This window comes from Streptomyces fuscichromogenes (assembly GCF_014645815.1).
GTDB classification, from domain to species: Bacteria; Actinomycetota; Actinomycetes; order Streptomycetales; family Streptomycetaceae; genus Streptomyces; species Streptomyces fuscichromogenes.
This window is the reverse complement of the sequence record NZ_BMML01000026.1, coordinates 103998-128641: the sequence shown is the minus strand read 5'-3', so window position 1 is coordinate 128641 and position 24644 is coordinate 103998. Positions and strand designations below refer to the sequence as shown.

Below are 24644 nucleotides of genomic sequence, written 5' to 3'. Positions count from 1 at the left end.
GGGGGCGGAGCCCCCTGGTACGTCGGCGCAACGGGGGTTGTCCACAGCCCCGGCACACGCGCCCCCGTCGTCGTACGCTGGAGACCCCCCGGCCGCAGCCCGCGCCGGGCACTTCGCGTTGCCCGCCCCCCGACGAAAGCCGCCCCTGAATGAGCCTGCACGGTCTGCTCGACGCCGTCGTCAAGGACCCCGCCCTCGCGGAAGCGATCAAGGCGGCCGCGGACGGCAACCGCATGCACGTCGACCTGGTCGGCCCGCCCGCGGCCCGCCCCCTCGCGGTCGCCGCCCTGGCCCGCGAGGCCGGCCGCCCCGTGCTCGCGGTCACCGCCACCGGCCGCGAGGCCGAGGACCTGGCGTCCGCCCTGCGCACCCTGCTGCCCGCCGAGGGCGTCGCGGAGTACCCCTCCTGGGAGACGCTCCCGCACGAGCGGCTCAGCCCCCGCAGCGACACCGTCGGCCGCCGCCTCGCCGTCCTGCGCCGCCTCGCCCACCCCAGCTCCGACGACCCCGAGACGGGCCCCGTCTCCGTCGTCGTCGCGCCCGTACGATCCGTGCTCCAGCCGCAGGTCAAGGGCCTCGGCGACCTGGAGCCGGTGGCGCTGCGCACCGGGCACACCGCCGACCTGAACCACATCGTGGAAGCCCTCGCGGCCGCCGCCTACGCGCGCGTGGAGCTCGTCGAGAAGCGCGGCGAGTTCGCCGTCCGCGGCGGCATCCTGGACGTCTTCCCGCCCACCGAGGAACACCCCCTGCGCGTCGAGTTCTGGGGCGACGACGTCGAGGAGATCCGCTACTTCAAGGTCGCCGACCAGCGCTCCCTGGAGGTCGCCGAGCACGGCCTGTGGGCGCCGCCCTGCCGCGAGCTGCTGCTGACCGAGGACGTCCGCGCACGCGCGCGTGCCCTCGCCGAGGAGCACCCGGAGCTCGGCGAACTGCTCAACAAGATCGCCGAGGGGATCGCCGTCGAGGGCATGGAGTCCCTCGCCCCGGTCCTGGTCGACGACATGGAGCTGCTGCTCGACGTGCTGCCCAAGGGCGCGATGGCCGTCGTCTGCGACCCGGAGCGGGTGCGCACGCGCGCCGCCGACCTGGTGGCGACGAGCCAGGAGTTCCTCCAGGCGTCCTGGGCGGCCACCGCGGGCGGCGGCGAGGCACCCATCGACGTCGGCGCGGCCTCCCTGTGGTCGATCGCGGACGTCCGCGACCGCGCCCGCGAGCTGGACATGATGTGGTGGTCGGTGTCGCCGTTCGCCGCCGACGAGGAGCTGTCCGCCGACACCCTCAAGCTGGGCATGCACGCCCCCGAGACCTACCGCGGCGACACCGCGAAGGCCCTCGCCGACACCAAGGGCTGGCTGGCCGACGGCTGGCGCACGGTGTACGTCACCGAGGGCCACGGCCCCGCCTCCCGCACCGTCGAGGTGCTCGGCGGCGAGGGCATCGCGGCCCGCCTCGACGTCGACCTGGGCGAGCTCGGCCCCTCGGTCGTGCACGTGTCGTGCGGCTCGATCGACTACGGCTTCGTGGACCCGGCGCTCAGGCTCGCCGTCCTCACCGAGACCGACCTGTCCGGCCAGAAGGCGGCCGGCAAGGACGGCGCCCGGATGCCGGCCCGCCGCCGCAAGACCATCGACCCGCTCACCCTGGAGCCGGGCGACTACATCGTCCACGAACAGCACGGCGTCGGCCGCTACATCGAGATGGTGCAGCGCACCGTCCAGGGCGCCACCCGCGAGTACCTGGTGGTGGAGTACGCCCCCGCCAAGCGCGGCCAGCCCGGCGACCGGCTGTACATCCCGACCGACCAGCTGGAGCAGATCACCAAGTACGTCGGCGGCGAGGCGCCCACCCTGCACCGCCTCGGCGGCGCGGACTGGACGAAGACCAAGGCGCGCGCCAAGAAGGCCGTCAAGGAGATCGCCGCCGACCTGATCAAGCTCTACAGCGCGCGGATGGCCGCCCCCGGCCACGCCTTCGCGGGCGACTCGCCCTGGCAGCGCGAGCTGGAGGACGCCTTCCCGTACGCGGAGACCCCCGACCAGCTCACCACCATCGCCGAGGTCAAGGAGGACATGGAGAAGTCCGTCCCCATGGACCGCCTGGTCTGCGGCGACGTCGGCTACGGCAAGACCGAGATCGCGGTCCGCGCGGCCTTCAAGGCCGTCCAGGACGGCAAGCAGGTCGCCGTCCTCGTGCCCACCACCCTGCTGGTGCAGCAGCACTTCGGGACGTTCTCCGAGCGGTACTCGCAGTTCCCGGTGAGCGTGAAGGCGCTCTCCCGCTTCCAGACCGACACCGAGGCGAAGACGACCCTGGAGGGCCTCAGGGAGGGCGCCGTCGACGTCGTCATCGGCACCCACCGCCTCTTCTCCTCGGAGACCAAGTTCAAGGACCTCGGCCTGGTCATCGTCGACGAGGAGCAGCGCTTCGGCGTCGAGCACAAGGAGCAGCTGAAGAAGCTGCGCGCCAACGTCGACGTGCTGACCATGTCGGCCACCCCGATCCCGCGGACCCTGGAGATGGCGGTCACCGGCATCCGCGAGATGTCGACGATCACCACGCCGCCGGAGGAGCGGCACCCGGTGCTCACCTTCGTCGGGCCGTACGAGGAGAAGCAGATCGGCGCCGCCATCCGCCGCGAACTGCTGCGCGAGGGCCAGGTCTTCTACATCCACAACCGGGTGGAGTCCATCGACCGCGCGGCGGCCAGACTCCGCGAGATCGTCCCCGAGGCACGCATCGCGACCGCCCACGGCCAGATGTCGGAGTCGGCCCTCGAACAGGTCGTCGTCGACTTCTGGGAGAAGAAGTTCGACGTCCTCGTCTCGACCACGATCGTCGAGTCCGGCATCGACATCTCCAACGCCAACACGCTGATCGTCGAGCGCGGTGACACCTTCGGCCTCTCCCAGCTGCACCAGCTGCGCGGCCGGGTCGGGCGGGGCCGCGAGCGCGGATACGCGTACTTCCTCTACCCGCCGGAGAAGCCGCTCACCGAGACCGCCCACGAACGGCTCGCCACCATCGCCCAGCACACCGAGATGGGCGCCGGCATGTACGTGGCGATGAAGGACCTGGAGATCCGCGGCGCCGGAAACCTGCTCGGCGGCGAGCAGTCCGGGCACATCGCGGGCGTCGGCTTCGACCTCTACGTCCGCATGGTCGGCGAGGCGGTCGCGGACTACCGGCGGCAGCTGGAGACCGGCGGGATCGAGGAGGAGCCGCCGCTGGAGGTCAAGATCGAGCTGCCCGTCGACGCGCACGTCCCGCACGACTACGCGCCCGGCGAGCGGCTGCGCCTCCAGGCCTACCGCTCCATCGCCTCCGCCAACTCGGAGGACGACATCAGGGCGGTCCGCGAGGAACTCACCGACCGCTACGGCAAGTTGCCCGAGCCGGTGGAGAACCTGCTGCTCGTCGCCGGGCTGCGGATGCTCGCCCGCGCGTGCGGGGTCGGCGAGATCGTCCTCCAGGGCACCAACATCCGGTTCGCGCCGGTGGAGTTGCGGGAGTCGCAGGAGCTGCGCCTCAAGCGCCTGTACCCGGGGACGGTCATCAAGCCGGCCGTCCACCAGGTGCTGGTGCCCCGCCCGAAGACCGCGAAGGTCGGCGGCAAGCCGTTGGTCGGACGGGAACTGCTGGGCTGGGTCGGGGAGTTCCTCGCCTCGATCCTCGGATCCTGACGGCTGACGGCTGACGGCTGACGGCTGACGGCTGACGGCTGACGGCTGACGGGGGGCGCGGGGCGTGCGGATCGGTGAGCTGGCGCGGGCGACCGGATCCACACCGCGCGTCCTGCGCCACTACGAACAGGCCGGCCTGATCACCTCCGCCCGCGCAGCCAACGGCTACCGCGCGTACGACGCCCGTACCGTCGTACGCGTCCGCAACATCCGCCGGCTGCTGGCGGCGGGCCTCACCCTGGACGACGCGCTGGCCTTCCTGCCGTGCCTGGACGGCGAGGTCAGCGCCGACCGTGCCTCGGCTCGGGGCCTGCGGATCGCCCGGGACCGGCCGGCGGTCCTGGACGCTCGGATCGCGGCACAGACGGAGGTACGGGAGCGGCTGGCGGCGGCGCTGCGCGCGGCGGGCGAGCCGCGCCGGACGGACTGACCGGGCACCGTCCCGGGGTCAGGAGACGACCGCCCCGCCGTCCACCGGCAGCACCACGCCGGTCACGAACGACGCCTGCGGCGAGGCGAGCCGGACGATGGCCCAGGCGACCTCCTCGGGGTGGCCGATCCGGCCGAGCGGGGTGTGGTCGAGCTGCCACTTGCGGAGGGCGGCCCGCTGCTCGGGGGTTGTGAGCAGCTGGTGATCGGCGTCGTTTGAACGCGTTCTGGCGCGGATGAGTGAGTGTGCCGGGCGCTGGCGGGCGTGGTCCGGGCGGGGAACGGGAGTTCTTGCGTCGAATGGGTGACCTTCACGGGTGGTGGTCGTTGGGTGGGGTGACGGATTTCGGTGCCGGCTGTCCCTGCCCCTGGGCGAGAAGGGCAGCAGACATGCCCCGGGCGGCTACCGCTCGCGCAAGGAGTGGCATGCCAAGTCCCGGCGTCTGCACGTCCTCGAAGACCGGCTCCAGGCGGCGCGGGCCCACTGGCAGGCCGGCACCGTGCATGTGGTGCGCGGCGGGAAGCGACTGCTGGCCACCCGCCACCATCTTGACGCTGCCGGGCTCACCGAGGAGCAGTGGCGCACGCGGTGGCGGGCCGAACGGCGGTTCCTCCAGGCGGACGGTGAGTCCGGCAAGCGGTACGGCAACGAGACCCTCCGCGTCACTCCCGACGGCGAGGTCTCCCCCAGACTCCCCGCGCCGCTGGCGCATCTGGCGAACGCCCCGCACGGCCGGTACGTCCTGGCGGCCGCTGGTACCTGACCGCCTCCTGGACCCTCCCACCCGTCCGGGCGATCCCGCTGGAGGCCGCCCGCGCGAACGGCATGGCCGGTGTGGACACCAACGCCGACCACCTCGCCGCCTGGCGCCTGGACGAACACGGCAACCCGGTCGGCGCACCGCTCCGCTTCGGCTACGACCTCACCGGCACCGCCGACCACCGTGATGCCCAGGTGAGGCACGCACTGATCCGACTGCTGCACTGGGCCCGGCGTCACCGTCTTGCCATCGCCGTCGAGGACCTCGACTTCACCGCCGAGACCACCCGGGAGAAACACGGCCGCAGGAAGCGGTTCCGCAAGCTGATCTCCGGCCTGCCCGTGGCCAGACTGCGGGCCCGGCTGGTGTCGATGGCGGCCGAACTCGGTATCCCCGTCATCGCCGTCGACCCCGCCTACACCTCCCGGTGGGGCGCCCAGCACTGGCAGCAACCCCTCACCGGCAAGACTCGTAAGACCACTCGCCACGACGCAGCCGCCGTGGCGATCGGAAGGCGCGCCCTGGGACACCCGATCCGGCGACGGACGGCACCGCCCCGCACCCACCGGAGCGATGGGTGCAGGCATCGGACCGTCCAGGCCGGACCAGGCACCCCGGGGCGTGAGGCTGTGCCCGACAGCGGCCTCCGGCCGCGGGCCGCCCCCGCATCCCCGGACCACGGACACGATCCGTGCCGCCCGGACGCGGAGCGAACGCGGTCGACCAGAACGCCCAACACCGTCCGGGGCGTTCGGCTGAGCACGAATCCTGGCAACAGGACTCACCCCCGCTCAGTTTCTAGGAACGGTGTATCCGGAGTGGTCGGCGATCGGCGTCCCGATCGCGCCCGGGGCCACCGCGACCACCCGGATTCCGCGCGGTGCCAGCTCGACGGCCCAGCTGCGGGTGAGCACTTCGAGGGCGGCCTTTCCCGCCGCGTACAGGGAGTTGCCGGTCGGCCAGCCGCGCTGGCCGACCGCCGTCGTCACGTTCACCACGACACCCCGGCTCTCCTCCAGCGACGCGAGCGCGGCCTGGGTGAGCAGCACGGGAGCGACCAGGTTCGTCTCCAGCAGCGGCCGTACGGCTGCGCGGGTGTAGGTGCGCAGGGAGTCGGCGGTGACGACCGCCGCGTTGTGGACGAGCACGTCGAGGCGGCCGTGGCGCTCCCTGGTGGTCCGTACGACGGTGCCGGGCCCGTCCTCGGCGGTGATGTCCGCGGGCAGCGTGGTGATCCCGGGGTGCCCGTCGGCGGTTTCGGAGAGGGGCCCCGGGCGGCGGCCGACGGCGACCACGTGCGCGCCCTCGGCGGCGAACGCGCGCGCCGTGGCACGGCCGATACCGGTGCCGGCACCGGTGACGACGACGGTACGGGGGCCCTGGGGGCGGAGGTTCTCGCTCATGCCGGGATCGTCGGACCCTGACACCGGCGTCAAGGTCAGGCCCTTCGGCCGCGGCAAGGTGTGAGGTGCGGCATCGGGGGCATTCGGTCGCGGCGGGGAGTGAGCGGGCGCGAGGACGTACGGCCCTGGCTTCGCCCCGGCGTCAATCGGCCGCCGACATGGGCGAGTTATGGGTATGCGTACCTTTGTGCCCTATCTGGGCCGAACCGTACGGCAGTTACCTTGGGACCAGCAGAAATCCGCCCGTGCGGAGGCGGACAGGGCAAGAAAGAGGGGGCGCACGTGGCGCGTCTGAGGGACGGGGCGGTCATGGCCGTCGTCGTGATCTTCGCGGTGGCCGGCTGCAAGGACATGCAGGGCAAGGGGAGTTCGGGAGCCCAGGGCGCGGGAGGCGGTGGTGGGGCGGCCCTGACGGCAGCCGAATCGCTGACCGTCAAGGGCCGGGCGCCGAAGACCGGTTACTCCCGGGAGAGGTTCGGCTCCGCCTGGGCGGACACCGACTCCAACTCCTGTGACACCCGGGACGACATACTCAAGCGCGACCTCAAGGAGGTGAAGTTCACCGACGGCGACTGCAAGGTCTCCTACGGCGTGCTGGACCCGGACCCGTACTCGGGCAAGGAGATCACCTACAGGCGTGGCCGCAGCCTGGTCGACATCGACCACCTCGTCGCGCTCTCGGACGCCTGGCAGACGGGCGCCAAGTACTGGGACGCCGGCAAGCGGATAGCCCTGGCCAACGACCCGCTCAACCTCCTCGCGGTCGACGCGAGCGCCAACCGCGGCAAGGGCGACGGCGACACCGCCACCTGGCTGCCGCCCGACAAGTCCTACCGCTGCACCTATGTCGCCGCGCAGGTCGCCGTGAAGAAGAAGTACGGCCTGTGGGTCACCGCCGCCGAGAAGGCCGCCATGAAGAAGGTCCTCACCACCTGTGCGGGCCAGACCCTCCCCTCGGGCGGCAACCCGACCAAGGCGCCGTCCCGCTTCAAGGCACGCTGAAGCGACGCGCCCCTCCCGGGGCGCGGCCCCGCCGGCGCCCGGCCCGAACCGCCGGGCGCATCGGTGTCCCTCACGGGAACGGAGCGGCTTCCTCGCCAGGATCCTCGCCCGCTGCTTCGGCTGCTGCTTCGGCTGCCGCTTGGGCTACTTCTTCAGTGCCGACAGGATCGTCGTCGTCACCTTCCTCGCGGACGCGGCCCCGTCGTCGCTGCCCGCCGTGGACAGCACGGTGACCACGGAGCCGCCGGAACGGGCCGCGATCAGCGTGGTGCCGTTCTCCCAGGAGCCGCTCGTCAGCGTCATCGTGTAGGCCTCGTCGCCGAGTCCGGCCGTGGACGTGCCGGTGAGCTTCACCTTGGCGTGCGCGTCGGTGTCCGTGAACGTGGCGCACTCGGCGGCCACGGTCCGCAGCGCCTTCATCACGTCGGTCGCCGTGGTGCCCTGGAAGGCGTCTGTCTCCTGGTCCACTTCCTCGGTCTTGTTCGCGTAGCCGTTCTGCGCGAACGACACCCCGCCCTTGTAGCCGGAGACCTGGATCCAGGACGTGGTCTCCAGCCGGGTGCAGTCCGGCTTGCCCGCCTTCCGGCCGGCCGGGGAGAGGAACTCGCCGCCGCTGTCCGCGGAACCGTCGGACTCGAGGGTGAGCCCGGACGGGAAGGCCGAGGCGGGCGCCAGCACCTTCTTCAACTGCGTACCCGTGACCAGACCGGAGTTCGGATCCTTCGCCTTGGCCGGCCGGGCGCTCGCGCCGGTACCGGAGTCGGCGGTGGCGCCGGTGGATCCGGAGGAGCAGGCGGTCAGGGCCAGCGGGAGGGCCGCGACGGCCATCAGCATCATGGCACGGGACGGGAGACGCATCAGGAGTCCTTCTCGGGTGAGTTGGAGTGGTGGGTCAATAACAACAGAGCCTGTGAACCGAGTCAACACGGATCGCGCGATGCGCGGTGTGCACGCTCGTGAAGGGGTAGATCTTGTGTACGTCGGTATGCTCGGTGCACAGATGGCCACCGGGATACCTGGGACGAGGGGAGCGAGGCCGCGTGCAGGACAACGCCACGGAGGTGACCGCGGCCGGTATCGCCCGGCTCGCCGGAGTGGGCCGCGCCGCCGTCAGCAACTGGCGCCGCCGGCACGCCGACTTCCCCAGGCCGGTCGGCGGCACCGAGACCAGTCCGTCCTTCGCGCTCGCCGAGGTCGAGTCCTGGCTGCGCAAGCAGGGCAAACTCGCCGAGGTCCCGCTGCGCGAGCGGGTCTGGCAGCAACTCGTCGGACACCCCGAGGGCGCGCTGACGGCGCTGGTGCACGCCGGCTGCGCGCTGCTGCTGATCCACGAACGCCCCACCGTCTGGCTCGACGTGAGCGCCGGCTCGGACGAGCGCCTGGCCGCGATGCTGCCGGGCGCGCTGGAACCGGTGCTGACCGCGCGCCTCGGCGGGCCGGCTGAGCGCACGGTTCACAGCGGCCGGACCGTGGCCGCCACCGAGGCTGTGAACAGGCCCGGCGGCGCAGCGGGTGTGAACACCGCGGCGACCGCCCGCCCTGTGAACACCCCACCGACGACACCCGGCGCGACCGCCACCCCGGCCCCCGCCACCCCGGCCCCCGCCACCCGGGCCTCCGCCTCCCCGGCCCCTGCGCCCCCCGCCCCCGCCGCTTCCACCACCCCGGCCGTCCGCACCCCCACCGGCCCCCAACTCCTCCCGTCCGTCCCGCTCCTGCGCGGCGCCGCCGAGCTGGCCGCCGAGGCCGGGGCCCGGCAGGCCTTCGAGTTCCTGCTGGGCCGGCACCTGGACGCCAACCCCCGGCAGTACACGCTCACCCCGTCCGGCCTCGCCGGTCTCATGGCCGACCTGGCCGGTCCCGCCCGCACCGTGCTGGACCCGGCCTGCGGGACCGGCGCCCTGCTGCGGGCCGTGGACGTCCGCCCCGGACAGGAGCTGTACGCCCAGGACAGCGCCCCCGATCTCGCCGCGCTCACCGGGCTGCGGCTCGCGCTGCACTCCCGGGCCGGGGTGCACGGCGCGGCCGACGACACCCTGCGCGCCGACGCCTACCCGGAGTTGCGCGCCGACGCGGTGCTGTGCCACCCGCCGTTCAACGAGCGCAACTGGGGCCACGACGAGCTGGCGTACGACGCACGCTGGGAGTACGGGTTCCCCGCGCGCACCGAGTCGGAGCTGGCCTGGGTGCAGCACGCCCTGGCCCGGCTCGCCGACGGCGGCACCGCGGTCCTGCTGATGCCGCCGGCCGTCGCGTCCCGCCGTTCCGGGCGCCGGATCCGTGCCGACCTGCTGCGCCGGGGTGCGCTCAGGGCGCTCGTCGCGCTGCCGGTCGGGGCGGCGCCGCCGTACAGCATCCCGCTGCACCTGTGGGTGCTGCGCCGGCCCGACCGGACGCCGGCCACGCCCGAGGTGCTGCTCGTGGACACCGGGAGGTTCGCCGGGGACGGGCGGGGCGGGCCGGACTGGGCGGCGGTACGGGACGCTGTCCTGGACGCCTGGCGTGCCTTCGGGCGTGCCGGAGAGCCGGTGGAACGGCCGGGGCTGGCGCGTTCGGTGCCGGTCATCGAGCTCCTCGACGACGACGTGGACCTCGCGCCCGCCCGCCATCTGCCACCGGCCGCCGTGGCCGACGGCGCGGAACAGCTCACGGAGGTCCGCGAACGGTTCGGTGCCACCCTGCGCCTGACCGTCGACCTCACCCCGCCGCCGGCCGGCCAGGCGCCGCCCGCGCGGTGGCCGCTCACCACCGTCGGCGAACTCGCGCGCGCGGGCGCGCTGGTGCTGCGCACCGGCGGGAACGGCGGCCACGTGCGCGTGCCGGTGCTCACCGACCACGACGTCCTCGCCGCGGCGGCGCCCTCGGGCACGCTTCCCGAGAGCGACGAGGAGGCCGTGCTCACCGAGCCGGGCGACGTCGTCGTACCGGTGCTCGGCGGGGGCTCGGTGGCGCGCGTGGTCGACGGTGCGACGGCGGGCGCCGCCCTGGGGCGCAACCTCGTGCTCCTGCGCCCCGACCGCACGGCCATCGACCCGTGGTTCCTGGCCGGGTTCCTGCGGGGCACCGCCAACAACCGGCAGGCCAGCAGCTATGCCTCCACCGCGACCCGGCTGGACGTGCGCCGGCTCCAGCTGCCCCGGCTTCCCCTGACGGAACAGCGGCGCTACGGCGCGCGATTCCACGCACTGGACGAGTTCGAGCGGGCGCTGCGCCACGCGAACCGGCTCGGGGAGCACCTTGTCCGTGGGATGTACGACGGCCTCACCGACGGAACCGTCACGCCCGACTGATCCCCGGCCGCCCCCCGCCGACCCCCGACCAACCCCCCCGCCGCCCCCCGGCCGACCCCCGGCCGACCCCGGTCGGTCTCCGTTTGGTCCCCTATTGCCCCTTGATCGATCGCCGCCCGGCGCGTGCCCGCGGTCGGTCCGACAACGGTTCGGTACAACCCGGACCGGTTGTCCGTGCCGGGCCATATGCTCGAAGCGACCATCGCACGACCGATGTTGTCCGCGGGCGGACGGCGCCGGGCGGGTCCGTACGCCCATTTCCGGGGAACTTCAGGCAACACAGGAGCGCTCATGCAAGGCCAGGGCCATGCGCAGCCGGTGCAGCGGCCGCCGCACGAGGCGGTACTGGTCCTGTTGCGCGTGGTGTTCGTGGTGCTCGGGGTGTTCAGCGTCGGCTTCCTGGCATGGGCGATGCTGCTGCGGCTGGCCGTGGTGACCCGCAGGTCGGTCGACTTCGGCCTGCTGGTGGCGGTCGCGGCGGCCGACGTCCTCAGCCTCGTGCTGCTGGGCAGCGAACCCGGCGACGAGGTGCACACCGCCGGCGGCTACCTGGGGATCACCCTGCTGTTCGGCACGCTCCTGGCCACCGTCGTCTACTACCTCGTCGCCGACGTACGCCACTTCCAGCAGCGGCGCGAGGCGTACCGGGCGCAGGCGTACGGCTACCCGCCCGCCGCCTCCCCCTACGTCACGGGGACGACGCCCCTGGGCGCGCGGCCTCCGCACACCCCGCCCCCGCACACCGTGCCCCCGATGTCCCGGCCGCCGCTCGCGCAGCCTCCGATACCCGCGCCGCCCCAGCGTCCGGCACCTGCCCGGATCGACCAGGTGCGCGCCGAGCTCGACGAACTCAGCGACTACCTGCGCAAGCACGACGGCCACCACGACGGCCACCACGAGGGCGGACGGTGACCGTGGCGACAGGACGTGTCGTCGCCGGCCGCTACGAGCTGTCCACGCTCATCGGACAGGGCGGCATGGGCCAGGTGTGGACGGCGTACGACCAGCGGCTCGACCGGCGGGTGGCGGTGAAGCTGCTGCGCCCCGACAAGGTGGCCGGCGCGGAGGCGGAGGAGCTGCGCCGCCGGTTCCTGCGGGAGTGCCGGGTGACCGCACAGGTCGACCACCCCGGCCTGGTCACCGTGCACGACGCGGGCAGCGAGGGCGAGGAGCTCTTCCTCGTCATGCAGTACGTGGACGGTGCCGACCTCTCCGACCACCTCGCGGAGCACGACCCGTACCCGTGGCAGTGGGCGGTGGCGGTGGCCGCGCAGCTGTGCGCCGTGCTGAGCGCCGTGCACGCGGTGCCGATCGTCCACCGCGACCTCAAGCCGCGCAACGTGATGGTGAAGCAGGACGGCACGGTCACCGTCCTCGACCTGGGCGTGGCCTCCGTCATGGACACCGACACCACCCGCCTCACCCACACCGGCTCCCCGATCGGCTCGCCCGCCTACATGGCGCCCGAGCAGGCGATGGGCGGCGCGGTCGGCCCGTACACCGACCTGTACGCGCTCGGTGTGCTGCTGCACGAACTGCTCAGCGGGGAGGTGCCGTTCGCGGGTTCCACGGCGCTCGGCGTGCTGCACCGGCACCTGTACGAGCCGCCGGTGCCCGTGCGCCGGATCCGCGCCGAGGTGCCGGAGCCGCTGGAGAGCCTCGTGCTGCGCCTGCTCGCCAAGGACCCGCAGCACCGCCCGGCGTCCGCGCAGGAGGTCTACGAGGACCTGTCGGCGCTCCTGCCCGCGCGTGGGACGCCCTCCGGGGCGCCCCTGGACCCCACCCGCCCCTTCCTGCGCCCGCACGCTCCCTGGCCGGACCGCGCGCGGACGCCCGCGCCCCAGCCGGCCGCCCCGATCGCCGCCGTACCCGACAAACCCGATGTCGCCGCCGCCGTCGACGAGGTGAAGCGGCTGCTCGGTGAGGGGCGCATCACCCAGGCCGTCGACATCCTGGGCGCGATCCTGCCGGTCGCCGCCGACCGGCACGGCGAGCGTTCCACGGTCGTACGCACCCTGCGCAAGCAGTACGCGGCCACGCTGATGGACGACGGGCAGTACCGGCGCGCGCTGCCCGAACTGCGCCGGCTCGCCGAGGAACGCGCCGCCGAGGCGGGCCAGGCCGACCCGCAGGTCCTGCGTTTCCGCTACGAGACCGCCCAGTGCCTGGAACAGCTCGGCGAACCGGCGGCGGCGCTCGCCGAGTACCGTGCGCTGCTGCCGTACTACGAGAACCAGTACGTGGCCGGCGACCCGCAGCTCGCGCACGACGTACGCCGCCGGATCGGGCATCTGCTGCTCGCGCTCGGCGACCGGCCGGCCGCGCACGACACGCTCGCCCGGCTGCTGATGGACGTGGAGCGGCTGCACGGACCCGGCCACCCGATGGCGGCGGAGGTCAGGCGCACGTTGCAGTGGCTGGGGCAGGTGCGCGGCTAGCTTCCGCGCCGTGCATACTGCACCTACTTTTCGCACAACTTGCCGCACAGCAGAGACACAGGGGTGGGGTTCGGGCATGTCCGGTCATCGGCAGTCGAAGAAGCGTAGATACATCACCTGGGGCGTCGCGGGTGCCGCCGTCGTCGCCGGGGCCGGGATCGCCGCGCAGACCTCGATGGCGGCCACCACCTGGCCCGCCCAGAAGACGTTCACCGGCCGGGCGTTCGACACCTGCACCGCGCCCTCCCTGGCCGCGATGAAGGCCTGGAACACCGGCTTCTACGGCGCCGCCGCCGTCTACATCGGCGGCAAGAACCGCGGCTGCAACCAGCCCAACCTCACCGCCTCCTGGGTCACATCCGTCTCGGCGGCCGGCTGGAAGCTCATCCCGCTGTACGTCGGCTCCCAGCCGTCCTGCGGATCCGGCGGCTCCGTGAAGATCAGCGCGGCCACCGCCGCCTCCGTCGGCAAGTCCGAGGCGGACGACGCCGTGTCCAAGGCCGCCGCCCTCGGCATGAAGGCGGGCAGCCCGATCTACCTCGACATGGAGGCGTACGACACGACGAACACGGCGTGCAACAACGCCGTGCTGACGTATGTCCGCGCCTTCGACAAGGAACTGCGCGTGAAGACGTACCGCGCGGGCTACTACGGCTTCACCAGCTCCAGCGCCAAGGCGATCGCGAACGCCACGGACAAGACGGACCTGCCGGGCAACCTCTGGTACGCGCTGTGGGACAAGAAGAACACCACGACCACGGACTGGCCGTTCGGCTCGACCCAGTTCACCGGGCACAGCCGGGCCCACCAGTACATGGTGAACAGCAAGGAGACGCGCGGCGGTATCACGATCACCGTGGACCGCGACGCCTGGGACGCCCCGGTGGCGATCACGGGCTGAGCGGGCTCGGTACGGGGTTCGTACCGCAAACCCTTGCGGAGGGTGGTGCGGCGGTGCCGGATACGCGTGTGAATCGTTGGTCGAATGGGTTGGCCAGAGCTTGCCCACTGCCTACCATCGATCACCGCAAGACTTTGTGCACCGTCGCACAATCTCCTCGGGAGGCATCCTTGCACCGCCGCCGTCGCACCGCGCTCGTCCTGTCCGCCGCGATCGCCGCCGCGGCCCCCTTCCTCACCGCTTGCGGAAGCGACGCGCATCCGGGCGCGGCGGCCGTCGTGGGCGGCCAGCGGATCACCGTCTCGCAGCTGGAGAACCGCGTGAACGAGGTGCGCCGGGCCCAGCGCGCCGCGGTTCCGGACACGACGCAGTACCAGCAGGTCCTCGCCGCCACCAGCAGCCTCACCCGGGACACCCTGTACAACATGGTCCTCGACCGGGTGCTGCACCGGGCCGCCCAGGACGCGGGCGTCACTGTCAACCGCAAAGAGGTCGAGCAGGAGCGCTCCGTCCTCGAACAGCAGGCCGGCGGCTCCCAGGCGCTCCAGACCACCTGGCTGCAGAAGTACGGCATCGCCCCCGACCGCCTCGACGACAACCTCCGCTTCCAGGTGGAGGCCAAGAAGCTCGCCCAGGCACTCGGCACCGACCCCTCGCAGCCCGCCTTCTGGAAGGCCCTCTCCAGCGCCTCCGAGGAACTCCACGTCGACCTCAACCCCCGCTACGGCTCCTGGGACGTCCAGAAGAGCAGCCGCGTGGACGCCAAGACGCCATGGGTACGGGAGGTCACGGCGGCGGGGACGCAGGTGTCGGCGTAGCCCGGCCGAGGGCAGGGCGAGCCGTCGCGAGGCGCCACGAGCCGTCGCGAGCCGCCAGGATTCGTCGCGAGGTGCCGTGAGCGGTCATACGATCACTTGATCGTCCCTGCCCTGTGGACAGACCGCGAAGCCGACGGCGGCGGTGCGTTACGTTCGGAGCGTGAACACCACCAGGCCCGAACCCACCACTCCGTCGTCCGACACCGGCCGCGTCGTCCTGCTCACCACCAGCCACCGGGTCGCCCCGGGCCTGCTGTCCTGGCCCGCCTGGCAGGCGCTGCGGGCGGCGGACCGCGTGCTGTGCGCGGATGGCGCGCATCCGCAGCTGCCGTATCTGCGGGAGGCCGGGACAGCCGTGGACGAGGCCGCCCCCACCGCCCAGGAGCTGGTCGACGCCTGCGCCGGCGGCCGGACGGTGGTGGTCGTGGCGACCGGCGACGGCGAACCCGCCCTCACGGACGGCCTGGCCCGCCTGGCCGGCTCCGGCCGCGTCCGGATGCCCGAGCTGGAACTGCTCCCCGCCTCCTACGACCTGCCCGGCGCCCGTCTCCTCGACCTCGTCCAGGTCATGGACCGGATCCGGCTGGAGTGCCCCTGGTCGTCCCGGCAGACCCACCAGGGCCTCGCGAAGTACGGCATCGAGGAGGCGTACGAACTCGTCGAGGCCATCGAGGACGGCGACCGCGACGAACTGCGCGAGGAACTGGGCGACGTGCTCCTCCAGGTCGTCTTCCACGCGCGGATCGCCCAGGAGGACCCGGACGCCCCCTTCTCGATCGACGACGTGGCGGGAGGCATCGTCACCAAGCTCATCCACCGCCACCCGCATGTCTTCGGCGAGGAGACCGCGTCGACCCCGGAGGAGGTCAAGGAGCACTGGCTGCGCACGAAGGCGGTGGAGAAGCGGCGCGCGTCGGTGACCGACGGGATACCGCTCGCCCAGCCGGGTCTCGCCCTGGCGGCGAAGCTGGCCTCCCGGGTGCGGACGGCGGGGCTGGAGGTACCGCTGCCGCAGGCGCAGGGCATCGGCTACGAACTGCTCGCCCTGGCCGCCCGCGCCGAGGCGGAGGGCGTCGACCCGGAGTCGGCCCTACGGGCGGCGGCGCGGGCCTACCGGGACGCGATCAGGGCAGTGGAAGAGCGACTCTGATCAGAGGGCGGTGAACTGCACGGGGAGCTCGCGCAGCCCGCGCATGATGAGCCCACCCCGCCAGCGCAGGTCGGCGGGGTCTGCTGCGAGCCGGAGGTCGGGGAGGCGGTGCAGCAGCGTCTTCAGGGCTGTACGGCCTTCGAGACGGGCCAACGGCGCGCCGAGACAGTAGTGGATGCCGTGGCCGTATCCGAGGTGCTGGTTGTCTCCGCGGGCGAGGTCGAGTGTGTCGGGTTCCGAGAATCGCGCGGGGTCGCGGTCTGCGGCGGCAAGGACGACGAGTACGGGGTCACCGGTGGCAATACGCTGCCCGCCGATGGTGAGGGATTCGGTGGCGAAGCGCCAGGTGGCCAGCTCTACCGGTCCGTCGTAGCGGAGCAGCTCTTCGACCCCGGTGTCGAGCAGTCCGGTGTCACCGCGCTCGATCGACTTCTGGAGTCGGTCCCGCTGCGCGGGATTGCGCAGAAGCGCGTACATGCCGTTGCCGATGAGATTGATGGTGGTCTCGAAGCCCGCGAACAGAAGTACGAAGCACATCGCGGCGGCTTCGTTCTCGGTGAGGTGTTCGCCCTGGTCGGAGGCGCGGATGAGTCCTGAGATCAGGTCCTCGCCGAGGTCGCTGCGTTTGCGGTGGATGAGTTCGGCGAGGTAGGCGCGGATCTTCTTGACGGAACGAGCGACGCCGCCGCGCGGGCCTCCTCCGTGCCGGATCATCATCCCTGCCCATTCGCGGAACTTGTCCTGATCCTCGGATGGGACGCCGAGCAGGTCGCAGATCGCATAGATGGGCAGGGGGAAGGCGAAGTCGTGGATGAGGTCGGCCTTGCCCTGTGGTGCGAACCGGTCGATGAGATCGTCCGTCAACTCCTGTACGCGTGGCGCGAATTGCGCCACACGGCGGGGGGTGAACGCCTGGGAAACGAGGCGCCGCAGCCGGGTGTGGTCCGGTGGGTCGATATTGAGTAGATGCGTCATGAGGTTAGCGCTGCGCTCACCGGGAATGCCGGTCCTGCTCTTGCCGTGCGCTTCCTCGGCGTGATGGTCGGGGTTCTTCGAAAGCCGCCCGTCGGCGAGAGCCTGACGTGCGTCGGCGTAGCGGGTCACCAACCAGGCCTCCACCCCACTGGGGAGCTTTGTCCAGTGGACCGGGGAGTGCTCGCGCAGCCAGGCGTAGGCGGGGTACGGATCGGCTGCGAACTCCCAGGTGAAGAGTTCGGGGGCGGTGTTCGGGACGTTCACAGGGAAAACCGTAGCGGGAGTCGACCGGCGGGTGCCCTGCCACAGAAGCACCGTTCCTGGGCCTGATATGTGGAGGAAAAGACCCTCACGAGGGAGTTTCATCTATTTCCCGACGCTATGTGCTGCCGCGCGTTAAATTCCCGACAACGCAAGAGGTCCCAGAGCCGGCCAGGGCTCCGGGACCTTGCCAGCCGTGAAGGGGCTGACGTGGTCAACGCTACAGCTGTGTCCGAGTCCGCGGTCAATCGTGGGCCGGAACCGGTTCGTACTGTTCGAGCAGCTTTGATGTTGCGGGTCTCGACGCAGGAGCAGACGCAGGGATACGGACTCGATCTTCAGGAGCGGGCGGGATGCGCCTATGTCAGCGGTCGGCCCGGGTGGGTTCTCTCCCCTGGACTGATCTTCAGGGACGTGGGAGTTTCGGGGGCGATCATCGAGCGCCCTGCCATGCTGCGGTTGGAAGAGGCCGCTCGCCAGGGCCTCATCGATGTGATCGTGGTCCACAAGTTCGACCGCATCGGACGTACTGGTGCTGTGTTCTGGACCTGGATCTGGGCCATGGAAGACCTCGGCGTCAGCTTCGTCTCGGTCACCCAGGACATCGATACCACTACGGATTCCGGTCGACGGCAATTGCAGTTTCATGCCCTGATGGCCGAAGCCGAGCGGAACCTTTTCCGCGAGCGGACTCAGAGCGGGCGCCAGCGAGCTGCTCTCGAAGGGGGTTGGCCAGGGGGACCGCCACCGTGGGGGTACGCCATCGAGAAGACCGGCAGGCATGGGTCAAGGCTTGTCATCGCCGAGGCCGAGGCCCGCGTTGTCCTCAAGGCGGTGAGTCTCATCGTGGACGAGAAGAAGAACGTGTCCGAGACGGCCCGGGAACTCAACGCACACGGCTGTCTCTCACGCAGCGGTCGGCCGTGGACTGCTTCCAATGTTCACCGGCGCCTCAAGAGTTCCGCGCTTTTCGATGGGGAGGTCGTCTTTCGCAACCCGGCCAGAGGAGGGAAGAAAGGCACCAGGCTGGATGAGGAGGGGGTCCCGCTGCGCGGGGACAGCGTGACCATCCCGGTTCCCCGCATCCTTTCCGAAGAGCGGGCGAAAGCCCTCGCGAAGGCCCTCGGGGAGCTGGGCCACTCCTCGCATGCGGCCGCAGAGCACTACCCGCTGACCGGCCGCATCCGCGGCATGTGCGGACATGGCTATGTCGGCAGCTACCACAACTCTCAGGGAGCCCGGTACTACCGGTGCGGTGGCGGCAACAACGGCAGAGCGAAGGAGACGGGTTGCGCTGACCCCTGTCTGACCGCCGACGACGCCGAGGCGGCTGTCCGGAAGGAGGTCGTGAGGATCCTGTCCGGCCCGGAGTGGCCTGCCGGGGTGTCCTGGCACAGGCCGAACGCCTACCCCCGGGGACATGGGTAAGCAGCGTGAGCGAGTGACCGCCTTCGAGAACTCGCTCAGGGAGAGGGAGGCGGCCGTTGCCCGTGCCACAGTCGAACTGGCACGTATCCGTGACCTCGACCAGACGGTGAAGGAAGCGGCCCTGCGGCAGCTCGCGGAGGACGTGCGGGATGCCATGGCGCAGCTCGCCATGGGGAGGGAGGTGCTTGCCGAGCAGGAGAAGGCCCATCGAGCCGCCACGGCTGTCTCGGATCTCGTTCTGATGGCCAGAGCGGGGCTGTTGCAGGGCTTGGCGGCGGACCGGATGAGTGAAGTCATCCACCTTCTGGACATCACGGTGAGGCCGTTGGGAGAGGTGCGGAAGCGATCCGGGGTCTCATGCAAGGTGACCGAGTGGCACGTGCGGACCGGGACACCGGTTCCGGCGGAAGTGACCGAGTCGGTGTGGCCCGCCGTGGAGGAGCTGACGACCACTCACTTTCAACGCCGGCAGTTCGCGCGTGGGACGGTGGACGTCCGGACTCAGGTGAACGGAATTCTCTGCAGACTGCGCACCGGGTGCCTGTGGGCCGAACTGCCCGCGCGGTACGGGCCGTGGGCACTTGCCAAGGACAGGCAGAACACATGGTTCAAGAAGGGCTTCTGGCCAGTCCTCGTGAACCATCTGAACCTTCTCGGGGACAGTGTGCCGATCCGGCGCGAACCGTTCGTCCCGTCCTTCGAGGTCCTCGTGGGCGTCACTGGAGGGCTGAGCAGAACGTGAGAATCACTCAAGTCTGTGATCTTCACGTGATCTGCGCGGCATTAACTTGTGACAAGTGATCGTCTGCCGATACGTTCACCCATCAGCGCGGCGCCCCTGCGGGACCCGCCGCGCCGGTCATCGCTGTCGCTCGAAAGGTTTCCGCATGCTCTCCGGGAACGGTCGTCACCGTCGCCCCCGCCAGGCTCCGGCTCTTCTCGTCGCGGCCGGGGTGACCGGCTCCGCCATCGCCATCCCGCTCCTCGGCGCGGTGAGTGCCCACGCGGCCGACGGCTCCACCTGGGACCAGGTGGCCGAGTGCGAGAGCGGCGGCTCCTGGAGCGCCGACAACGGCACCGGCTACTACGGCGGCCTCCAGATGTCCCTGGACGACTGGAGCAAGTACGGGGGGCTGGACTACGCCGGTACGCCCGACCAGGCGAGCCGTTCGCAGCAGATCGCGGTCGCCGAGAAGATACTCGCCGACCAGGGCACCAAGCCCTGGCGGACCTGCGCGCTGCTCGCCGGGCTGTCGTCCGACGACGCCTCGGTGAACGTCGACACGGGCCTCGGTGACTCGGGCGACTCGTCCGGTTCCGCCGACTCCTCGGACTCGTCCTCCGGGCTGTCGGACTCGTCGTCGTCCTCCTCCGACTCCGACTCCGGATCCGCCTCGGACTCCGGGAGCGATTCCGCGACTCCCTCGCCGAGCGCGACCGACGACTCCAAGACGGACACCCCCAGCAAATCCACCAAGACGGACAAGTCGGAATCGTCCGGCTCCGACTCCGGCTCGGGTGCCTCGAAGGCGAGCGAGAGTCCCGTCGTCCCCAAGGCTGACGACTCGGACAATTCCGGGCAGACCGAAGGTTCTTGGAGCCTCGTCGACACGGGGGCCGTCAGCGGTGGCGGCAAGCACCGCGGTGGCTCGGCGAACGAGAACGAGACGAAGAGTCAGGGCGCCACCGCCTCCGGCCGGCACGCCTCCCCCGACAGCGGCACCTATACCGTCCGCGTCGGCGACACCCTCGCCTCGATCGCCGACTCCCTTGACCTCGACGGCGGATGGCGCGCGCTCTATGCCGCGAACAAGGCGGACATCGGCGCCGACCCGAACGACATCACCGCCGGTCAGACCCTGAAACTCGGTAGCTAAACGGACGAAAGGCGGCGGGAGTTGGCGTACTCGACTGCCCCGCTTGGGAATTAAATGTCCGTTTTGGTGAAAGTGTGGGATGAGTCTCAGAAGCCCTGATCATCTTTGAAATTCACCTGATCGCCTGTTTACGGTCAAGGCCGCTCGTCACCACGAGCCCCGGCCGTCGCAACGCCGAGTCCTGCCAGCGGCCGTCCGGGAACAGTCGTCGCGTCATGCGCCGTAGGCAGGAGCGGGGGACCCAAGGTAAGTGCCGGGACCGGTGGTCGAGACCGCCGATCCGGCTCGGGGTGAAGCCGCGCACCGACACACGGTGCGCGGCCGGGCAACTCAACCGGCCCGAACCCGACAGCTCACCTCGCAGGCGTCGGTGAGGGGATCGATCCATGCTGTTCTCCGGCAAGGGCAAGCACCGTCGTCCGTCCAAGGCCGTCCGCGCCATCGCTGTCGCCGGTGTCACCGGCGTCGCCGTCGCCGCTCCGCTGATGGCGGCCGGCAGCGCTTCCGCCGCCACCGCCTCCGAGTGGGACGCCGTCGCCCAGTGCGAGTCCGGCGGCAACTGGGCCATCAACACCGGCAACGGCTACTACGGCGGTCTCCAGTTCTCCGCCTCCACCTGGGCCGCGTACGGCGGCACGCAGTACGCCGCGCAGGCCAACCAGGCCACCAAGGCGCAGCAGATCACGATCGCCGAGAAGGTCCTCGGCGCGCAGGGCAAGGGCGCCTGGCCGGTCTGCGGCACGGGCCTGTCCGGCGCCGCCTACACCGGCAGCGCCGGCACCTCGTCGAGCGGCACCGGCACCAGCACCCGCTCGACGGACACCCAGGCCGCCTCCCGCTCCGCCGAGCGCCCGGCCGCCAAGAAGACCGTCACCACCCCGACCGGCAAGAAGGTCAAGAAGGGCGACGGCGAGTACAAGGTCGTCAAGGGCGACACCCTCAGCTCGATCGCCGAGAAGCACAAGGTCAAGGGCGGCTGGCAGGCGCTGTTCAAGCTGAACAAGGACATCGTCGACGACGCCGACTTCATCTACCCGGGCCAGCAGCTGCACTTGAAGTAGTACGCCGCGCGGTCGCCGTAAGTACTAAGCGGCGCCCAGCTGAACCACAGCTCCCACACAACCGTGGTCCTCATAGTGGAGACCACGTGAGGGTCACCCCCCGTCCCCCACGGGCCCCCGCTCCGGTGCGTTTTCCCCCGTACGCACCGGGGCGGGGTTTCTCTTTGCGGTGTCGCGGCCCCCTTCTTGACCCGCTCTTCTCCCGTTCTTCATCGGGACCCCCTTTGTTCCGCGCGTGAACAATGAGTACCGTCTGTGTGTCCACGGGCCGGTCGGTCGTGCCGGCCGACGGGCCCGGGACGGTTAGGCTCTAGTCGCAAGGCTGAGCAAGGGCCGACGAGGCCCGCGTGCGCCCCGCACAACCAGCGTCACATCCCAAGAAGGAGATGCTCGTGCCGTCCATCGACGTCGTCGTAGCCCGGGAAATCCTGGACTCCCGAGGCAACCCCACGGTCGAGGTCGAGGTCGGCCTCGACGACGGCAGCACGGGTCGTGCCGCCGTCCCGTCCGGCGCCTCCACCGGTGCCTTCGAGGCCATCGAGCTCCGTGACGGCGACCCCAACCGCTACCTGGGCAAGGGTGTCGAGAAGGCCGTCCTCGCCGTCATCGAGCAGATCGGCCCGGAGCTCGTCGGCTACGACGCCACCGAGCAGCGCCTGATCGACCAGGCCATGTTCGACCTGGACGCCACCGACAACAAGGGCTCGCTCGGCGCCAACGCCATCCTCGGCGTCTCCCTCGCCGTCGCGCACGCCGCCTCCGAGGCGTCCGACCTCCCGCTCTTCCGCTACCTGGGCGGCCCGAACGCGCACCTGCTGCCGGTGCCGATGATGAACATCCTCAACGGCGGTTCGCACGCGGACTCCAACGTCGACATCCAGGAGTTCATGATCGCCCCGATCGGCGCGGAGTCCTTCTCCGAGGCGCTGCGCTGGGGTGCCGAGGTCTACCACACCCTCAAGAAGGTCCTGAAGTCGAAGGGCCTGGCCACCGGCCTCGGCGACGAGGGCGGCTTCGCGCCGAACCTGGAGTCCAACCGCGCCGCCCTCGACCTCATCCTCGAGGCGATCAAGCAGGCCGGTTACGTCCCGGGCGAGCAGATCGCGCTCGCGCTCGACGTCGCCGCGTCCGAGTTCTACAAGGACGGCAAGTACGAGTTCGAGGGCAAGTCCCGCTCGGCCGCCGAGATGACCGAGTACTACGAGGAGCTCGTCGCCGCGTATCCGCTGGTCTCCATCGAGGACCCGCTGTTCGAGGACGACTGGGCCGGCTGGAAGGTCCTCACCGACAAGCTCGGCGACAAGGTGCAGATCGTCGGCGACGACCTGTTCGTCACCAACCCGGAGCGCCTGGCCCGCGGCATCGAGGAGGGCACCGCCAACGCCCTGCTGGTCAAGGTGAACCAGATCGGTTCGCTCACCGAGACCCTGGACGCCGTCGAGCTCGCCCAGCGCAACGGCTTCAAGTGCATGATGTCGCACCGCTCCGGCGAGACCGAGGACGTCACCATCGCCGACCTCGCCGTCGCCACCAACTGCGGCCAGATCAAGACCGGCGCCCCGGCCCGCTCCGAGCGCGTCGCCAAGTACAACCAGCTGCTGCGCATCGAGGAGATCCTCGACGACGCGGCGGTGTACGCCGGCCGCTCCGCGTTCCCGCGTTTCAAGGGCTGACCCTTACGGAGCCAAGCCGCAGCCAGTCGTACGTACGTCCCCGTACCCGGTCCCGTACCGTGTCCGGGGACGTACGCACGTATCAGGGTGACCAGGGTGACCAGGGAGGCGGGGACATGGCCGTGAAGGACCGGGACCGGTTCTCCACCGCGACCAGGCTCAAGCTGCTCGGCGAGCAGACGGCGGCCCGGGTCTACCGCTCCCAGACCCGGCGCCAGGCCCGCCGCTCCCGGCTCACCGGCCGCGCCGCGCTGCTGGCGATCGTGCTCTGCACGATGATCGTCGCGCTCGCCTACCCGATGCGGCAGTACGTCTCCCAGCGCGCCGAGATCTCCGACCTGGAGCGCCAGCAGCAGCAGGCCCTGCAGCGGGTCGGGCAGCTGCGGGACCTCAAGGCGCGGTGGCAGGACGACTCCTACGCCGAGCAGCAGATCCGGCAGCGGCTGCACTACGTGATGCCGGGGGAGACCGGGTACATCGTGATCGACCCCGGTACCGCCAAGCAGGCGCACGCCTACCTCGGGGCGGCCGACCGGCCCTGGTACGCGAACGTCTGGGACGGCGTCGACAAGTCCGACGCGTCCGACCAGTGAACCGACAGAAAGCCACACAGAACACAGTCATGGAAACGGCTCCTCCTTCCACCCCGCGTACCGAGCCCACCGACGCGGACGTCGAGGCCTTCAAGCAGCAGCTCGGGCGGCCGCCGCGCGGACTGCGGGCGATCGCGCACCGGTGCCCGTGCGGGCAGCCGGACGTCGTGGAGACCGCGCCGCGGCTGCCGGACGGGACCCCGTTCCCGACGCTGTACTACCTGACGTGCCCCAAGGCCGCGTCCGCCATCGGCACCCTTGAGGCCAACGGCGTGATGAAGGAGATGACCGCCAGGCTGGAGAGCGATCCGGAACTGGCGGCGGCGTACCGGGCCGCGCACGAGGACTACATCCGGCGCCGGGACGAGATCGAGGAGCTGACGGGCTTTCCGAGCGCGGGCGGGATGCCGGACCGGGTGAAGTGCCTGCATGTGCTGGTGGCCCACTCGCTGGCGGCGGGGCCGGGTGTGAACCCCCTCGGCGACGAGGCGATCGCCATGCTGCCGCAGTGGTGGGCCAAGGGGGCGTGTGTGGTCACCGGCGAGTGACGCACCCCCAGGGGGCTCCGCCCCCTGGCCCCCCGAAACCCTCGCCCACCCACCACCCGACTCGGTCGGTTGAATGGGTACCGACCCGACTCGACCAGGTGAGCGGACATCGATCCGGCTCGGTCGGTCGGGCGGGTGTCGATCCGGCTCGGTCGGTCGGGCGTCGGCCTGGCTCGGGCGGTCGGGCGGACATCGATCCGTCTCGGTCGGTCGCTTGGGCGTCGGCCTGGCTCGGTCGGGCGGGCAGGTGAAGGTGCTGTTCCGGTCCGGTCGAGTTGGTCGGAGCCGTCGGGTCGGTAGATTGCCCGGTTGCCGCCGTCGTCCCGGCTCGGCCGGCCGAGAAGTCACCAACA

Annotated in this window: 18 protein-coding genes, 3 pseudogenes and 1 riboswitch; of the genes and pseudogenes, 17 read left to right on the top strand and 4 right to left on the bottom strand. The window is 71.1% G+C overall.

Annotated features, from left to right (window positions below; genetic code table 11):
* The first annotated feature begins 149 nt into the window (after window positions 1-149).
* Window positions 150-3683: a transcription-repair coupling factor gene (gene mfd / locus IEZ11_RS40460; RefSeq protein ID WP_189268032.1), complete on the top strand. Its 3534-nt coding sequence runs from the start codon at window positions 150-152 to the stop codon at window positions 3681-3683.
* 64 nt (window positions 3684-3747) lie between these two features.
* Window positions 3748-4113, top strand: coding sequence for a MerR family transcriptional regulator (locus IEZ11_RS40455; RefSeq protein WP_189268031.1), 366 nt, complete (start codon window positions 3748-3750; stop codon window positions 4111-4113).
* 18 nt (window positions 4114-4131) lie between these two features.
* Here IEZ11_RS40455 and IEZ11_RS40450 read toward each other — a convergent pair.
* Window positions 4132-4317: pseudogene (locus IEZ11_RS40450) on the bottom strand (SDR family oxidoreductase); the annotation flags it as partial.
* 148 nt (window positions 4318-4465) lie between these two features.
* Here IEZ11_RS40450 and IEZ11_RS40445 point away from each other — a divergent pair.
* Window positions 4466-5675: pseudogene (locus IEZ11_RS40445) on the top strand (IS200/IS605 family accessory protein TnpB-related protein); the annotation flags it as partial.
* Window positions 5676-5679: 4 nt separating this feature from the next.
* On the opposite strand, the pseudogene IEZ11_RS40440 reads toward IEZ11_RS40445, so the two are convergent.
* Window positions 5680-6276: pseudogene (locus IEZ11_RS40440) on the bottom strand (SDR family NAD(P)-dependent oxidoreductase); the annotation flags it as partial.
* A gap of 309 nt (window positions 6277-6585) precedes the next feature.
* On the opposite strand from IEZ11_RS40440, the gene IEZ11_RS40435 reads away from it, so the two are divergent.
* Entirely contained in the window at window positions 6586-7278 is a 693-nt protein-coding gene (locus IEZ11_RS40435) for an HNH endonuclease family protein (protein ID WP_189268061.1), read from the top strand.
* A 144-nt stretch (window positions 7279-7422) separates the two neighbouring features.
* Here IEZ11_RS40435 and IEZ11_RS40430 read toward each other — a convergent pair whose 3' ends face one another.
* Entirely contained in the window at window positions 7423-8136 is a 714-nt protein-coding gene (locus IEZ11_RS40430; RefSeq protein WP_189268029.1) for a hypothetical protein, read from the bottom strand.
* A 182-nt stretch (window positions 8137-8318) separates the two neighbouring features.
* Here IEZ11_RS40430 and IEZ11_RS40425 point away from each other — a divergent pair, with 182 nt between their 5' ends.
* The 6 genes from IEZ11_RS40425 to IEZ11_RS40400 all read left to right on the top strand — a co-directional run bounded on the left by IEZ11_RS40425 (window position 8319) and on the right by IEZ11_RS40400 (window position 15875).
* On the top strand, window positions 8319-10568 hold the full coding sequence (locus tag IEZ11_RS40425; RefSeq protein ID WP_189268028.1) for an N-6 DNA methylase: 2250 nt from the start codon (window positions 8319-8321) through the stop codon (window positions 10566-10568).
* A gap of 291 nt (window positions 10569-10859) precedes the next feature.
* A complete protein-coding gene (locus IEZ11_RS40420) occupies window positions 10860-11480 on the top strand; it encodes a hypothetical protein (RefSeq protein ID WP_189268027.1) in 621 nt (206 codons plus the stop codon).
* Window positions 11481-11518: 38 nt separating this feature from the next.
* A complete protein-coding gene (locus IEZ11_RS40415) occupies window positions 11519-13006 on the top strand; it encodes a serine/threonine-protein kinase (protein WP_268239954.1) in 1488 nt (495 codons plus the stop codon).
* A gap of 76 nt (window positions 13007-13082) precedes the next feature.
* Window positions 13083-13907, top strand: a complete 825-nt coding sequence (locus IEZ11_RS40410) for a glycoside hydrolase domain-containing protein (RefSeq protein ID WP_189268025.1) — start codon at window positions 13083-13085, stop codon at window positions 13905-13907.
* 170 nt (window positions 13908-14077) lie between these two features.
* Entirely contained in the window at window positions 14078-14725 is a 648-nt protein-coding gene (locus IEZ11_RS40405) for a SurA N-terminal domain-containing protein (protein WP_189268024.1), read from the top strand.
* 160 nt (window positions 14726-14885) lie between these two features.
* Window positions 14886-15875, top strand: coding sequence for a nucleoside triphosphate pyrophosphohydrolase (locus IEZ11_RS40400; RefSeq protein ID WP_189268023.1), 990 nt, complete (start codon window positions 14886-14888; stop codon window positions 15873-15875).
* Here IEZ11_RS40400 and IEZ11_RS40395 read toward each other — a convergent pair whose 3' ends face one another.
* Entirely contained in the window at window positions 15876-17114 is a 1239-nt protein-coding gene (locus tag IEZ11_RS40395) for a cytochrome P450 family protein (RefSeq protein ID WP_229713659.1), read from the bottom strand.
* 225 nt (window positions 17115-17339) lie between these two features.
* Between IEZ11_RS40395 and IEZ11_RS40390 the strand changes: the two genes are divergently transcribed.
* From IEZ11_RS40390 to IEZ11_RS40360, 7 genes are all read left to right on the top strand, one after another.
* On the top strand, window positions 17340-18539 hold the full coding sequence (locus IEZ11_RS40390; RefSeq protein WP_189268021.1) for a recombinase family protein: 1200 nt from the start codon (window positions 17340-17342) through the stop codon (window positions 18537-18539).
* 13 nt (window positions 18540-18552) lie between these two features.
* On the top strand, window positions 18553-19281 hold the full coding sequence (locus IEZ11_RS40385) for a transposase (RefSeq protein WP_189268020.1): 729 nt from the start codon (window positions 18553-18555) through the stop codon (window positions 19279-19281).
* Between the two features lie 145 nt (window positions 19282-19426).
* A complete protein-coding gene (locus IEZ11_RS40380; protein WP_189268019.1) occupies window positions 19427-20416 on the top strand; it encodes a LysM peptidoglycan-binding domain-containing protein in 990 nt (329 codons plus the stop codon).
* A gap of 208 nt (window positions 20417-20624) precedes the next feature.
* A riboswitch (cyclic di-AMP (ydaO/yuaA leader) is annotated at window positions 20625-20798 on the top strand.
* 4 nt (window positions 20799-20802) lie between these two features.
* Window positions 20803-21477 (top strand): LysM peptidoglycan-binding domain-containing protein, encoded by a 675-nt coding sequence (locus tag IEZ11_RS40375; protein WP_189268018.1) that lies wholly within the window; start codon window positions 20803-20805, stop codon window positions 21475-21477.
* A gap of 386 nt (window positions 21478-21863) precedes the next feature.
* The gene (eno, locus tag IEZ11_RS40370; protein ID WP_089102262.1) at window positions 21864-23150 is read left to right on the top strand and encodes a phosphopyruvate hydratase; all 1287 of its coding nucleotides are present in this window, start codon (window positions 21864-21866) and stop codon (window positions 23148-23150) included.
* Window positions 23151-23266: 116 nt separating this feature from the next.
* Entirely contained in the window at window positions 23267-23743 is a 477-nt protein-coding gene (locus IEZ11_RS40365) for an FtsB family cell division protein (protein ID WP_189268017.1), read from the top strand.
* Window positions 23744-23772: 29 nt separating this feature from the next.
* Window positions 23773-24291: a DUF501 domain-containing protein gene (locus tag IEZ11_RS40360; protein WP_189268016.1), complete on the top strand. Its 519-nt coding sequence runs from the start codon at window positions 23773-23775 to the stop codon at window positions 24289-24291.
* Window positions 24292-24644 lie beyond the last annotated feature (353 nt).